Annotated in this window: 12 protein-coding genes; 3 read left to right on the forward strand and 9 right to left on the reverse strand. The window is 43.6% G+C overall.

What is annotated here, in order from left to right; translation table 11 throughout:
* The first annotated feature begins 529 nt into the window (after positions 1–529).
* Positions 530–2,950, forward strand: a complete 2,421-nt coding sequence (locus V6D42_RS13270; RefSeq protein ID WP_333513519.1) for a S8 family peptidase — start codon at positions 530–532, stop codon at positions 2,948–2,950.
* 57 nt (positions 2,951–3,007) lie between these two features.
* Here the strand turns inward: V6D42_RS13270 and V6D42_RS13275 are convergent, their stop codons facing one another.
* The 4 genes from V6D42_RS13275 to V6D42_RS13290 all read right to left on the reverse strand — a co-directional run bounded on the left by V6D42_RS13275 (position 3,008) and on the right by V6D42_RS13290 (position 7,582).
* A complete protein-coding gene (locus V6D42_RS13275) occupies positions 3,008–4,012 on the reverse strand; it encodes an LLM class flavin-dependent oxidoreductase (RefSeq protein ID WP_333513520.1) in 1,005 nt (334 codons plus the stop codon).
* A gap of 175 nt (positions 4,013–4,187) precedes the next feature.
* On the reverse strand, positions 4,188–4,937 hold the full coding sequence (gene nfsA, locus V6D42_RS13280) for an oxygen-insensitive NADPH nitroreductase (protein ID WP_257987101.1): 750 nt from the start codon (positions 4,935–4,937) through the stop codon (positions 4,188–4,190).
* 103 nt (positions 4,938–5,040) lie between these two features.
* Positions 5,041–6,225: an FtsW/RodA/SpoVE family cell cycle protein gene (locus tag V6D42_RS13285; RefSeq protein ID WP_333513521.1), complete on the reverse strand. Its 1,185-nt coding sequence runs from the start codon at positions 6,223–6,225 to the stop codon at positions 5,041–5,043.
* Positions 6,226–6,436: 211 nt separating this feature from the next.
* Positions 6,437–7,582, reverse strand: a complete 1,146-nt coding sequence (locus V6D42_RS13290; RefSeq protein ID WP_333513522.1) for a GNAT family N-acetyltransferase — start codon at positions 7,580–7,582, stop codon at positions 6,437–6,439.
* Between the two features lie 228 nt (positions 7,583–7,810).
* Between V6D42_RS13290 and ywcE the strand changes: the two genes are divergently transcribed.
* Positions 7,811–8,077, forward strand: coding sequence for a spore morphogenesis/germination protein YwcE (gene ywcE / locus V6D42_RS13295; RefSeq protein ID WP_081638379.1), 267 nt, complete (start codon positions 7,811–7,813; stop codon positions 8,075–8,077).
* 42 nt (positions 8,078–8,119) lie between these two features.
* On the opposite strand, the gene qoxD is transcribed toward ywcE, so the two are convergent.
* From qoxD to qoxA, 4 genes are read right to left on the reverse strand one after another with little or no spacing between them, the layout of a single operon-like run.
* Positions 8,120–8,494, reverse strand: a complete 375-nt coding sequence (gene qoxD / locus V6D42_RS13300; protein WP_333513523.1) for a cytochrome aa3 quinol oxidase subunit IV — start codon at positions 8,492–8,494, stop codon at positions 8,120–8,122.
* A gap of 1 nt (position 8,495) precedes the next feature.
* Positions 8,496–9,110 (reverse strand): cytochrome aa3 quinol oxidase subunit III, encoded by a 615-nt coding sequence (qoxC, locus tag V6D42_RS13305; protein WP_333513524.1) that lies wholly within the window; start codon positions 9,108–9,110, stop codon positions 8,496–8,498.
* Between the two features lie 13 nt (positions 9,111–9,123).
* Complete coding sequence (qoxB, locus tag V6D42_RS13310) at positions 9,124–11,073, reverse strand: cytochrome aa3 quinol oxidase subunit I (protein ID WP_010332354.1); 1,950 nt, start codon at positions 11,071–11,073, stop codon at positions 9,124–9,126.
* Positions 11,074–11,100: 27 nt separating this feature from the next.
* Complete coding sequence (qoxA, locus tag V6D42_RS13315) at positions 11,101–12,066, reverse strand: cytochrome aa3 quinol oxidase subunit II (RefSeq protein WP_081720819.1); 966 nt, start codon at positions 12,064–12,066, stop codon at positions 11,101–11,103.
* A gap of 514 nt (positions 12,067–12,580) precedes the next feature.
* Here qoxA and V6D42_RS13320 point away from each other — a divergent pair.
* The gene (locus V6D42_RS13320) at positions 12,581–12,826 is read left to right on the forward strand and encodes a GlsB/YeaQ/YmgE family stress response membrane protein (protein WP_010332356.1); all 246 of its coding nucleotides are present in this window, start codon (positions 12,581–12,583) and stop codon (positions 12,824–12,826) included.
* A 62-nt stretch (positions 12,827–12,888) separates the two neighbouring features.
* Here the strand turns inward: V6D42_RS13320 and galT are convergent, their stop codons facing one another.
* Entirely contained in the window at positions 12,889–14,430 is a 1,542-nt protein-coding gene (galT, locus tag V6D42_RS13325; protein ID WP_333513525.1) for a UDP-glucose--hexose-1-phosphate uridylyltransferase, read from the reverse strand.
* Position 14,431: the final 1 nt, after the last annotated feature.

The following is a 14,431-nucleotide window of genomic DNA, read 5'->3' on the forward strand; positions in this document are numbered from 1 at the left end:
AGAAAAACATCCCTCCGCTTCTTTTTGGCAGGCAGCCTTTTTAGCAGCCCGTTTTTTCAGCCACAGCTCACAGGAAAAGACGGCCGATTTCTTTTCTCGCAAACTAGCAGCTCTAGCAAAACTCATGACTCTATGATAGACCGTGGAAAGAGAATTCTTTGTCACAATATGAGTGAAAAAACCAACTAGTTTTTAGAAGTTTTGTTGAAAGCTGAAAGAAATGAAATGAAAATTGGAGAACCGCTTTAAAAAGTTTATACACAAGTTATCCCAAAGATAAGAACAACTTAATCACAAGAGATATCCACATGTCCACAAACTCTATCTATATTTTGTATAGGAACATATATTCGCAACTATATATATACACAGCTTTATTCACTTATACACAGGGTTCTGTGTATAACTCCTTCCTTATACACAACCAAAATCCAATAAATGGTCCAAATGACACAAGGATTTTTTTGAATTTTCAAGAAATATATACTAGATCTTCAACATTTTTTCTAAACTCAAAGGGGGAAACACATTGAAAAACGGGATTATTCGCTTTCTGCTTCTAGGTCTTGTTTTATTCTTTACGTTATCCACAGGCATGACAGGGGTACAGGCAGCACCGGTTTCTTCAAAAGGATCGGCAGACCTGGAAAAAGCCGAGGTATTCGGTGATATTGACATGACAACAAGCAAACAAACAACGGTGATTGTGGAATTAAAAGAAAAATCCTTGGCAGAGGCGAAGGAAGCGGGAGTAAACCAAACGAAAAGCAAGCTCAAAAACGCCCGCTCAAAAGCAAAAAACAAAGCTGTGAAAGCGGTGAAAAACGGAAAAGTAAACCGGGAATATGAACAGGTTTTCTCCGGATTTTCTATGAAACTCCCAGCTAATGAAATTCCAAAACTCCTAGCTGTAGATGACGTTAAAGCTGTGTACCCGAACGTCACTTACAAAACAGACAATATAAAGGAGAAAGATGTCACCATCTCCAAGGACGCTGTATCTCCGCAAATGGATGACAGCGCGCCATATATCGGAGCAAACGACGCTTGGGATTTAGGCTACACAGGGAAAGGCGTCAAAGTCGCTGTTATTGATACAGGGGTTGAGTACAATCACCCTGATCTGAAGAAAAACTTCGGACAATATAAAGGATACGATTTTGTAGACAATGATTACGATCCGAAAGAAACACCAACAGGTGATCCGAGGGGCGGAGCAACAGACCACGGAACACACGTAGCCGGAACTGTCGCCGCAAACGGAACGATTAAAGGGGTTGCGCCTGATGCCACACTTCTCGCTTACCGCGTGTTAGGCCCTGGCGGAAGCGGCACAACGGAAAACGTCATTGCCGGCGTGGAACGTGCTGTACAGGACGGCGCAGATGTGATGAACCTGTCTCTCGGAAACTCATTAAACAACCCGGACTGGGCGACGAGCACAGCGCTTGATTGGGCCATGTCAGAGGGCGTTGTCACTGTTACATCAAATGGAAACAGCGGACCGAACGGCTGGACCGTCGGATCGCCTGGCACATCCAGAGAAGCGATTTCTGTCGGTGCAACGCAGCTTCCGCTCAATGAATACGCTGTCTCATTCGGCTCTTACTCTTCAGCAAAAGTCATGGGCTATGACAAAGAAGATGACGTTAAGGGGCTTCACAATAAAGAGGTTGAGCTTGTCGACGCTGGTCTCGGCGAAGAAAAGGATTTTGAAGGAAAAGATCTGAAAGGCAAAGTGGCACTCGTCAAACGAGGCAGCATTGCTTTTGTGGATAAAGCGGACAACGCCAAAAAAGCAGGCGCCATCGGCATGGTTGTGTATAACAATTTATCTGGGGAAATTGAAGCCAATGTGCCTGGCATGTCTGTGCCAACGATTAAGCTTTCATTAGAAGACGGTGAAAAGCTCATCAGCGCCATGAAAGCTGGCGAGACAAAAGCAACATTCAAGTTGACGGTCTCAAAAGCGCTCGGTGAACAGGTTGCCGATTTCTCATCCCGCGGCCCTGTGATGGATACGTGGATGATTAAGCCGGATATTTCCGCGCCAGGCGTCAATATCGTCAGCACCATTCCAACACATGATCCTGACAGTCCATATGGCTACGGGTCAAAACAAGGAACGAGCATGGCATCACCTCATATCGCCGGAGCGGTTGCCGTCATCAAACAAGCTAAACCGAAATGGAGCGTTGAACAGATCAAAGCTGCCATCATGAATACCGCTGTCACTTTAAAGGATGGCGACGGAGAAGTATATCCGCATAATGCCCAGGGCGCAGGCAGCGCAAGAATTATGAACGCGATCAAAGCCGACTCGTTCGTCTCACCGGGAAGCTACTCGTACGGCACATTTTTGAAGGAAAAAGGAAACGAAACGAAGAAAAAAACCTTTACAATTGAAAATCAATCTTCCATTAGAAAGTCGTACACGCTGGAATACTCATTCAACGGAAACGGCATTTCCACATCCGGCACAAGCCGTGTTGTGATTCCGGCTCATAAAACCGGAAAAGCCACTGCAACAGTAAAGGTCAATACAAAGAAAACAAAAGCAGGCACCTATGAAGGAACAGTCATCGTAAGAGAAGGCGGAAAAACCGTCGCCAAGGTACCTACATTGCTGATCGTTAAAGAGCCGGATTATCCGAGGGTAACGTCTGTCTCAGTTAATGAGGGCTCTGAGCAAGGCACCTATGAAATTGAAACCTACCTTCCTGCGGGAGCGGAAGAGCTGGCATTCCTTGTCTATGACAGCAACCTTGACTTTGCAGGCCAAGCAGGTATTTATAAACATCAAGATAAAGGCTACCAGTACTTTGACTGGGACGGCACGATCAATGGGGGTACAACACTTCCAGCCGGTGAATATTATATGCTCGCTTATGCAGCCAACAAAGGAAAATCAAGTCAAGTTCTGACTGAAGAACCTTTTACTGTTGAATAAAAAGCAGCCCTGCCGAGAAACATCGGCGGGGCTTTTTCCATACAGGCTTTAGCGGCTTCATGCCTCGGCAATCGCCTCCTGTAAAAGGCGATAAGAATGAAGTTTATCCTCAAATCGGTTCGTAATGGTTACCGCCATGATTTCCTCTGTATCATAAGCCTTACTCAAGGACATCAGCTGTTCCTTGACCTGTTTTTTCGTACCGACAATCATTCGGTTTCTGTTATCAGCAATTCGTCTTTGTTCATAAGGAGAGTACGTATTTTTCCGGACAGCTTCATAATCAGGAACGCCTTCTAAAGGAATGCCCTGCTCCCCCGCCAAGAGAGTAAAATCAAGCACCGCCGCAAGACGTTCCGCTTTCTCCTCTGTATCCGCACATAGAACAAAAACAGCAACTGCCGCACGAGGCGTTTCTCCTAACACAGTTGGCTTAAATCGTCTCTTATATTGTCTGACCGTATCCTCTCCGCCCTCGCCATTAATAAAGTGGGCAAACATATAGCCGGCACCCGATTCAGCGGCAAGCAAGGCACTTTCTCCGGATGAACCGAGCAGCCATACATCCGGCGCGCTGGATATATGAGGCGCAGCCGTCAGATTCGGAAAACGGTGTTTGTCATCCGCCAAATCATGCAAATACATCGTCAGTTCCTTGATTTGTTGCGGATACTGATCAGCATTGCGCTTTCCGCCGTCATTGAGCGCCCAAGATGCAATCGGCATTCCTCCCGGCGCTCTGCCTAGGCCGAGATCAATTCTTCCCGGCGTCAAACCTTCCAGCACACGAAAATTCTCCGCTACTTTATAGGCACTGTAGTGCGGCAGCATAACACCGCCTGACCCCACCCTGATCCGGTTCGTTTTCGCCGCAATATGGCTGATCAGCACCTCTGGACTGGACCCTGCCAGCCGCTTTGAAAAGTGATGCTCTGAAACCCAAAATCTCTTATATCCAAGACCCTCAGCCGCCTGGGCAAGCTCAACGGTTTCCCGTAATGCCGTTTCTGCAGAGCTTCCCTCGGACACCGGAGATTGATCTAATATACTTAATGATAACATCCCTACCACCTCGTCCTCATCGTATCACTGATCCATTATTTTTTCTTCTAAGCCGCTCACACTGTTCATCATTGTCTCCCGATCAACCGTCATTTATTTGTGTCAGCTTGTCTTTATTTGTCGGAATATGTTACACGTGAAACATAAAAACCTCTCCGAAGCGGAGAGGTTTACTTTAGTTTTTATTAAAGCCTTTTTCTTTTACATAGTCATTTAAATAGGTACGCGGTTTCTGCTTCATAAAGTTCAGAATCTGATCAGACCACGTTTCTTCCCGCTGTCCGTTTGTTCTTTCTCTATAATAATCAGAAATGGTTTGATCATACGCATTCATGGTTTCACGGAAATCATCTGCGTTTACATTATACGTATTCTCATGATAGACAGCCTGCTTCGGCAATCTTGGTTTTTTGCCGGATGGGTTGGCAGGATGTCCTACAGCCAGACCAAAAAGCGGGAGTACATGGTCAGGCGTTTGCAGCACCTCTGTCACCTTGTCCAGTTCATTCCGAATGCCTCCAATATAACATATGCCAAGCCCCATTGATTCTGCGGCAATGCTCATATTTTGAGCCGCAAGCGCAGCATCAATTAAACTGACCATAAACATTTCCGTATTTTCCAACAGCGCAGAGATATGTTCGCCTTTTTCTTCAGCCAGTTTTTGATGACGGTACAAGTCCGCGCAAAACACAAAAAAGTGCCCGTTATGTTCAACATAAGGCTGATTCCCCGCAAGCACAGACAGCTCACGTTTTTTCTCCGGATCGGAAACACCGATAATCGAATAAGCCTGCACATAGCTGGACGTAGACGCAGCCTGCGCGCTTTTCACTAATGTATCAATTTCCTCAGCTGTCAAAAGCTGATCAGTAAATGATCGGATCGACCGATGGTTTAAAATGGTTTCAATTGTGTTGTTCATCACAAGAACCTCCTTATCTGTTTTTATCATATCCGAAAAAAAGTGAACTCAAAAGCGAAATGCTCTACAAAAAAAGAGACAGCCTTTAAAGGCTGTCTGCATTTTATGAATTAAACAAATAACTTCTGTATCTCGTCAGCTGAACACTCGCATTATACACAATACCGAAACCAATTAACGTGGCAAGCGTCGAGCTTCCCCCATAGCTGACAAACAGCAGCGGAATCCCGGTAACAGGCATAATACCGATATTCATCCCGATATTCTGGAATGTGTGGATAACAATTAACGAAGTGTATCCCACACAAAAGAAAGAAGCAAAACGGCTGTAAGGATGTATCTTATCAATGAGCACAACAAGTCTGTAGATTAAGAAAAAGAACATGATGACGACAATGGCACAGCCTAAAAATCCGAAACTTTCTCCTAAAATAGCAAAAATAAAGTCAGTCTGTCCCTCTGGTACATAAACCTTCAAGTTATGAACACCATTTCCGATAATCCCGCCTGATCCGATAGCCATGACGGCCTGATCAACCTGCCAGCCGCTATTTGCATCTTCCTGAGTTGTTCCATTTGAATCAGAAACCCAAGATGTAACCCTGTTAATTTGATACTCTTGAATCCCCACTGACTTAGCGACATCAGGAAAATTGATCATGACTAACAAGACAAGAGAAATAAGTAAGACACCTGAACCGCCAATAATCGCAATCAGCTTCCAGTTCACACCAGACATAAAGATCATTACAATCACAATAAACATACAAACCCCTGCTGTACCGGCATCCTGAAGAAGAATAAGCCCGATTGGTACTACAGAAACACCAGCTATCTTTAGTAACAAATAAACATCATCTCTAAGAGTTCGCATTTTTTTAGGATTTGTCTTAGAAATTACCGAGGCCACCACCATCATGAGACCAATCTTCATAAACTCTGAAGGCTGCAGGGTAACTGAACCAAATTTAAACCAGCTTTTTGCACCATTTTTTTCAGGTGCAATCGACTCAGGACTTACTTTTAATATCAATAGGAGCAGAATTCCGAATAAAAATACATACAAACTAAGCTTTTCTAGCTGCTCAAGGTCGAAATAAAGCAAAGCAACTACTGCAATAGCACCTAATATATAATAGACAATTTGTTTCTTCCAAGCCCCGTCCCCATACTGCCCAAACTGACCGGCAGCATAAATCGCCACTACACTTATAATAAAAAACACACCAAATATAAAAATCAAATCCCCCTGATAAAAGGGGCTTTGCTGTTTCTTATATCGACTCATTCTATCCCGCCTTACATTTTCATCGGAAAATCACTAATGTTTATTATACATGAACCACGTTCAAGATGACACGTGAAGCTCGTTTCCTTTTTTGTTTTTTGCGCGCAGTTGTGGCGCTTTTTCAGCTACACGAAATATGACGTATCATAAACCGAAATGTTTCGATTGACACAAAACTTTTCAAATGAAAAAAACCCCACTATAAAAGGGGTTAAAAGAAATCCATAAGAAATGGAGGTTTTAATTGAAATTCGTCATCAAGCCGTTTGATTTCCGGTACCGGTCCTTTTATCATGCCTGTTTCAAAAAGGAAACGAGCACTCCTGGCACCTAGGAAGAAAGCGGTTAAAGAAGATATGCTGCATTCTATTAGATGGTCAGATGACTCTTCCGGAATGATCTGCACCTGCTGGGACTCGACACGGAAAGTCTGTTGATTCCACGGGGCCCATTGATCCGTTACCTTAAAGTCAAAGGGAGCTGTCAGCCGAGATTTTGGATATTCCCGTAAAAAACCTTCAACGTCAACGATGCGCGCCATACTATAAGGATATATCTCTTGTTTGACCCGGGGTTCGGCAGTTAAAAAATCAAGATCTTCCTTCATTTGAACAGTCAGTTCTACTTCATTTAGCATCGAATCATGCTGGCAAATAAAATTCCACAAGCCTCTCTGGGCCTCCCTGTTCAAATAAACAAATTCTTTAACTCGCATCGTTTTATTTTTAATGTCATACACAAGATATCCACAAGGCACTCCATCTTCAGAGATATACATAGCCTTCATACCATCGATCTTCTCTGTCCAGTGCCCCTTTGAACGTTTCATTAGCCCATTATGCTTCGTTCTATACTGATTATAAATGGCATTCACTGCATCTGTTTCATTCTCTTGAAGCCTCCTCATGTATCCAGAGGCATCACCTAGCTTTTGCAATTGTTCTTTAAGGTAAGTAAGACGTTTTTGATAGAAACAAAGTTCCCAGCCAAATTTGCGGTAAAAGGAGATTAGGAACGGATGCAAAAAGCTGATGGTTTGGTTTTCTTTCTTCATGACCGTGAGAGCGTTCCGAATAAGTTCCTTTACTGTTCCTTTTCTTCTGTATTCAGGCCAGGTTGCCACCCCAGCAATACCTCCCATCTTCATCTCCTGCTCCTCAAGCATGACAGAAAAGGGAATAATGTGAAGCTTAGAGAAGAGTTTCTCTTGTTCCTTCATTCCGATGATGTAATGGTTCTCTAAAGCTTTTACTTTCTCTTCTCGTTCCTCATCACTGAGTTCTTTCTGAAAAGCATATTCAGACATGCGGATCACTTCTCGCCAATCTTCTCTTTCAAGCTTTATTACCTGATACATCTGCATCCCCCTTCTTTTAAAAAGAAAGCTCCGTACATTCTCCTATCTTACAGCGTTTAAAAATAAGACGATAGGTCTAACTCATTTTTTCAAAAACCTGTATCAATTTCTGGAAAACATGGTATAATAATTGTAACAAAACGTTCACAAAACAACCACAAAACAGACACAATTCATTTCCTCTACTTCATTTTTGTAAACGCTGTCACAAAATGAAAGGAGACGGGTATGATGGACATGTTTTTTGCTTATTTATTGGTTGCCAGTGCTACTCCCCTCTTTATTTGGCTCGATAACAAAAAAGTCGCACTCTCTGCTATTCCGCCAATTATTTTAATGTGGGTATTCTTCTTCTTTTACGCAACAGAAAGCCTTTCTCCACTCGGACACACTCTCATGATTATCCTGTTTGCCGTCAACGTCATTGTCGCTCATATTGCGGCCTTTATCATTTATGGCCTTCCTTATCTTCGCAGAAAGCGAAGCAGTAGCTGAAACAGCAAAAAAACCCTCTTCTGGACGAAGAGGGTTTTTTGCTTATTCGTTGTGGCCTGAGTGCTCTGAGTGTTCAGCGCCTCCAGGAGGATTTCCATCCATGTGGTCACCGTGATGATAGTGAGCCGCGAAAATCCAGATGGATCCAAGCACGATAACGATCGCGCCGAAGAATCCGAACAGCGTGTTTCCAACTTGGATACCGCCGTTTTCGCTCTCTGTCATGTGCATGAACATGAGGAGCTGGAGCGCCGCCTGAATGAAGGCGAAGCCGAAAATGATCCAAAGTTTTGCTGATGGACTCAATTCAGTATACACTGCAACCCATAGAGCCAGCAGGGTCAAAACAATAGAAAGTGCAAAACCTAAAATGTGCTTCCATGGAAAGTGACTGTGTTCAGCAGATTTGTTTGCCATTTTACAGACCCCCCAATCCCATGAGATAGACACCTGTAAAGATGAAAATCCATACAACATCTAAGAAGTGCCAGTACAAGCTTGAGATAAAGATTTTAGATGAAGTTTGCGGAGTTAAGCCGCGTTTCTTCAACTGAATCAGAATGCCTACAATCCAGAAAATACCGATTGTTACGTGAGTTCCGTGAGTTCCAAGTAAAACAAAGAATCCAGACCAGAACGCACTTGTACCGAGAGATGCCCCTTCATGTACATAGTGGACAAACTCGTTGATCTCACAACCGACGAAGCCGGCGCCGAGAAGAAGAGTGATAATTGTCCAAATGACGACGCCTTTTAAACTTCCGCGGCGCATTTCATGAACAGCGATCCCGCAGGTAAAGCTGCTGATAAGCAGCAAGAACGTCATAATCATTACCAGATTCACTTCAAACAGTTCGTCCGGTAAGACACCTCCTGCTGTTCTGTTTTGAAGAACGAAGAAGGTTGCAAATAGTGTTGAGAACAACACAATTTCTGCCCCTAAAAAGATCCAAAACCCGAGAATATTAAGTCTGCCGGTTTCAGATTGATATTCCATAGGCGCGTTAGAATTGCCGTGTTCTGCATGTTCCATAACTCACGCCTCCTTATTCGGAAATCTTTCTTTCCGTCTCTTTTATTTCATCAACACTAACGTAGTAGCCATTGTCGTATTCGAATGAACGCAGCACCATGCAGAGCAGGACTCCGATTAATCCGACTACGCCCATCCAGTACCATTCAAAGACAAGTCCAAAGCCGGCGATACCGAAGGCAACAGACATAAAGAACGGTCTGCCTGAGTTGCTTGGCATATGGATTTTCTTGAATTTGCTTTCAGGGTATAATTCAGTTTTTTCTTCTTTCATGTGCAGGAATGCATCTTGAGATTTGACTTCAGGAAGCACCGCAAAGTTGTAGTGCGGCGGAATCGCAGATGAAGTCGCCCAATCAAGCGTACGTCCCACACCCCATGAATCTCCGCTGATTTCACGAGTAGAGTAACGGAAGCTGTAGTAGATGTTATAGCAAAGGATTAAGAATCCTACACCCATCATGAAAGCTCCGACTGTTGAAATAAAGTTCAATGTTGTCCAGCCGTCATTCGGTCCGTATGTGTAAATACGGCGAGGCATACCTTGAAGCCCCAAGAAATATTGCGGGAAGAAACAAATATTGAACCCGATCATAAAGATCCAGAAGAACCATTTTCCGATTTTTTCGTTCAGTTTGTGGCCGAACATTTTTGGATACCAGAAAATAAATCCTGCGAAACAAGCAAATACAGTACCCGCGATCAGCACGTAGTGGAAGTGAGATACCAGGAAGTACGTATTATGGTATTGATAATCCGCTGCTGCCATCGCAAGCATAACCCCTGTAACCCCGCCGATAACGAAGTTAGGAATGAACGCAAGCGCCCACAGCATAGGCGTTGTAAAGCTGATTCGGCCTTTATACATTGTAAAGAGCCAGTTAAAGATTTTAACCCCGGTCGGAATCGAGATTGCCATTGTCGTAATTGAGAAGAATGAGTTAACGGACGCACTGTTCCCCATTGTGAAGAAGTGGTGAGTCCAAACTAAGAAACTCAATACGGAGATGGCGATAATAGAACCAACCATCGCTTTGTAACCAAACAATTGTTTTCTTGCAAAGCTTGAGATAATTTCTGAGAAAATACCGAACGCCGGAAGAATAACGATATATACTTCAGGATGTCCCCAAATCCAGAACAGGTTGGCCCAAAGCATCGGCATACCGCCTGCTTCCAGTGTGAAAAAGTGAGCGCCGAACAAACGATCAAATGATAAGAGTGCTAAAGCTACTGTAAGCACAGGGAAAGCAAACACGATAATAACCATTGTGATCAGTGTTGTCCATGTGAACATTGGCATACGCATCAGTGTCATGCCTTTTGTTCTCATTTTTAAGATTGTGACCATAAAGTTGATCCCTGTCATCAGGGTACCGATACCGGCAATCTGAAGTCCGAGGAGGTAGTAGTTCTCACCCGGTCCAGGGCTCATGTCGTTACTTGCAAGCGGCATGTAACTTGTCCAGCCTGCATTCGGAGAACCTCCGATAACGAAAGAAATATTGAAAAGCATAGCCCCTACGAAGAACGTCCAGAAACTCAGGTTGTTCAAGTAAGGAAATGCAACGTCGCGAGCACCGATTTGAAGAGGTACAACAACGTTAATAAGACCGATTAAAAACGGCATCGCCATGAAGATGATCATGATCGTACCGTGAGTCGTAAAAATTTCATTATAGTGGTTTGAGTCTAAAAAACTGTTATTCGGAAGCGCTAGCTGGGCACGCATCATCAAACCGTCGACACCGCCGCGGAATAACATAATTACAGCAGATATAATATACATGATTCCGAGTTTTTTGTGGTCAACAGTTGTTATCCATTCAGACCAGAGCCATTTCCATTTCTTGAAGTAAGTAAGTACAACAATGATGGCGATGGTAGATAGTGCAATGGAAACTTGTGCGCCCAGAATTAATGGGTCACCTGTTACAAAAAATTCATCCCATTTAAATTTCATGCGGGCTTCCTCCTTTCCTGATCAATATCATTCTTCTGTATCATCAGACTTCTTAAATTCATTTTCCTTTACGTTTTCAAACGGATCTGTTTTAGAGTGCGGTGAAACGGCTTGGTAGCCAAGGCGTTTGCGGGCCTCCATCGCGTATTCTGCGTCTTGTCCGTGATCAACGTATTTTAAGTGAGTAGAAGAGAACGTTAATTCGTCCACATTTTCAGGAAGCATCAATTGATCATACTTCTCTTTTGTCAGCTTAGGCGCCTCATTTTGAGTCTTTTTCACCCAGCTGTTAAAGTCTTTTTCTGTTACAGCATTCACATCAAACTCTTGGTCGGCAAAATGTTCACCTGTGAAGTTCGCGTTGCGGCCTTCATAAGTTCCCACTTCATCAGCCTGTAAGTATTGATCCATCAGCATTCCAGCCATCGCGTATTTTTGTCCTCCAAGCTGAGGAATCCATAGCGATGCCATTGAATCTGCAGATGAGATTTTAAACAAGATCGGGCGGTCGACAGGAATGTTTAAGTAGTTGACCGTTTCAATATCCTGTTCAGGGTAGCTGAATACCCATTTCCAGTCTACCGAAGTAGCGTAAACAACAAGAGGCTCTTTATCCTTTGTTGCTTCAGGAGCTTTTTCTAACGAATATATCGTCTGTACGGTTGGCACAGAAAGTGCGATGACGATTAAAATTGGGATCACTGTCCAGACTACTTCTAAGAACGTGTTACCATGAATTTCTGGGTTATAAGATCCATTATCTTTGCCTTTACGGTCGCGGTATTTTACTAAAATAATGGTAAAAAGAACAAAGACGACCCCGACGATAAACAGCATAAATCCGATAGATAACAGGATTAAATCACTTTGCTGATCAGCCACAGGCCCTTTCGGATCTAGTACTGAAGCATTGCTGCATCCCCCAAGGACAAAAACCACAGTTAACAGCGCTAATACAAGTAACGGTTTTAATGCTCTGAACAAGAAGATCACCATCCTTCCTATTGATGTAATAAATCTGAAGTGCATACTTCCTCAAAATCTTTTCTCTACTTTGTTATGCTATCAAAAACTTCACTTATTAGCTTTATTTTTTTATAAACTTCATCCCATTTTCGCTTAAATGTCATAAAATCGACAAAATTTGCTCCAACTTTATTCACATCTATCGCTTAATATGAAAAGTTTCTAGTTATTTCCGCATATAAGTAAAGAAAGAAGATGAAGAACTATTTCTGACAAATAAAGGTTTACCACAATAAAAAACCTAGGTCAATCAAAAATTTCATTTTGTTAAACATTCTACAAGGGAATTAATTTTTCCTTGTCTAGCATCTTTTCACACGATTACCATTTTAACGCAATGCATATTGAAAAAAAAGGCTCAATAGAGCGGCGATATGCTCTGAACTGTTCCCTCTTTTTGATTAGCACATTCAATTGTTTATCCTATACAAAAAGGAGGAATGATATAAGCAAATAAATCTAAAATAGGATGTGTTGCATGATGAGTTTCATAATTTCACTTATCGTAGCTATTATTATCGGATGGGTTGGTAGCCTGTTTGTAAAAGGAGATATGCCCGGAGGAATTATCGGGTCGATGATCGCAGGTCTTATAGGTGCCTGGATCGGACACGGGCTGCTTGGAACATGGGGACCGCATCTTGCCGGTTTTGCCATTATCCCGGCGATTATCGGTTCAGCAATTGTTGTCTTTCTCGTAAGCCTCTTAGCAAGAAAAAGAGGATAGAAACAACAGAGCCCAAAGCGTGAGCGTTTTGGGCTCTTTTTTAATAGAAAAAAGCCTCTTCCTTAACGGTTGAGGCTTTTTCCTTGTTTGACGCCTAAAGAATGGATAAACCTGTTGAAGGCCTGTTTTCCGTCGGGTGTCTGTTTAAATACGCCGGCATGTTCAAGAATGCGTGCGAATACATGGCCAAGTTCTTCTTTTATGACCTGTTCCGCATTCCCTTTTGTTATGGTTCTTCTTTCCATCAGACGAAGAGCCCAATCTTTATGTTTAGCGGTCAGCTCATTTTCTTCTAATGCTGTTTTCGGATCAGCAGAGCACATTGCCGCTTCCGTTGCTTTCATTTCTTCCTGTAAACGGCCCGGCAATATCGCTAAGCCCATGACCTCAATCAGACCGATATTTTCTTTTTTGATATGATGAACCTCTTGATGAGGATGAAAGATTCCTAATGGATGCTCCTCATCCGTCCGATTGTTTCTCAGCACGATGTCGAGTTCATATGAGCCTCCCCTGCGTCTTGCAATCGGCGTGACCGTATTGTGTGGCGTATCCCCTGTGAAGGCGGCTATGCCGGCTTTTTCATCAGAATATTGCTGCCATGCACGGAATATATGGTTCGCTGCGTCAGCGACTCTATCTGGATCGTCCCCCTGGAGCCTGAGCACAGACATTGGCCATTTCACTAAGCCCAGCGACACACCGGGATGACCCATCAATTCATATCTTTCCTCCATTTCGGCACGCGCCATCGGAAAATCGTGCGCCCCGCCTTGAAAATGGTCGTGGCTTAGGATGCTGCCCCCGACAATCGGCAGGTCTGCGTTTGATCCGATAAAATAATGCGGATATTGCCCGAGGAATGAGAGCAGTCTTTCAAACGTTTTTTTGCTGATCTCCATCGGTTCATGCTCACCCTTTAAAACGATGCAATGCTCCGGATAATACACGTATGGCGAGAATTGCAAATACCATTGCTCGTCTCTGAGAATAACAGGAATGATTCTGTGATTCTGCCGGGCCGGATGGTTCACACTTCCCTCAAAGCCGACATTTTCCTTACAAAGCACACAAGGCGGATAATTCGTCTGCGTCTGTTCTTTGGCAGCCGCAATCGCTTTCGGATCCTTTTCGGGCTTTGACAGGTTGATTGTTATTTCCAGCTCGCCATATTCGGTCGGCACCGTCCAATGAACGTTTTTAGCGATTCTGTCAGACCTGATATAATAGACATCCTCTGCATACTGATAAAACTCCTTTGTCGCCTGTTTCGGTCCGTATAACGCCTTTGTCTCTTCAAACTTGCGGATGACCTCAGACGGAGGCGGGACAAAACAGCCCATCAGCTTCGCACTGAGCAAATCTCGATAGGTGTCTGTATTTGCTTCTATGCGGCCGGTTTCTGCCGCCCACTCGTAAATAGGAGAAAGCAAGTCAGGAAGACGCTGACTCTGCTTAATAGGTGTGCTTGAGACCGTCTGGGGATGTTTGATGTCCAGCGCTTCAAAAAGTCGGTTTCTCGTATATTCCTGATCCCAGATCGATATCAGTTTTCGTTCCAGCCCATACTCGATCAGCTGTTCCAGATGTTCAAAAATGCTCATG

This window comes from Bacillus sp. 0909A (assembly GCF_036765115.1).
Taxonomy (GTDB): domain Bacteria; phylum Bacillota; class Bacilli; order Bacillales; family Bacillaceae; genus Bacillus; species Bacillus mojavensis.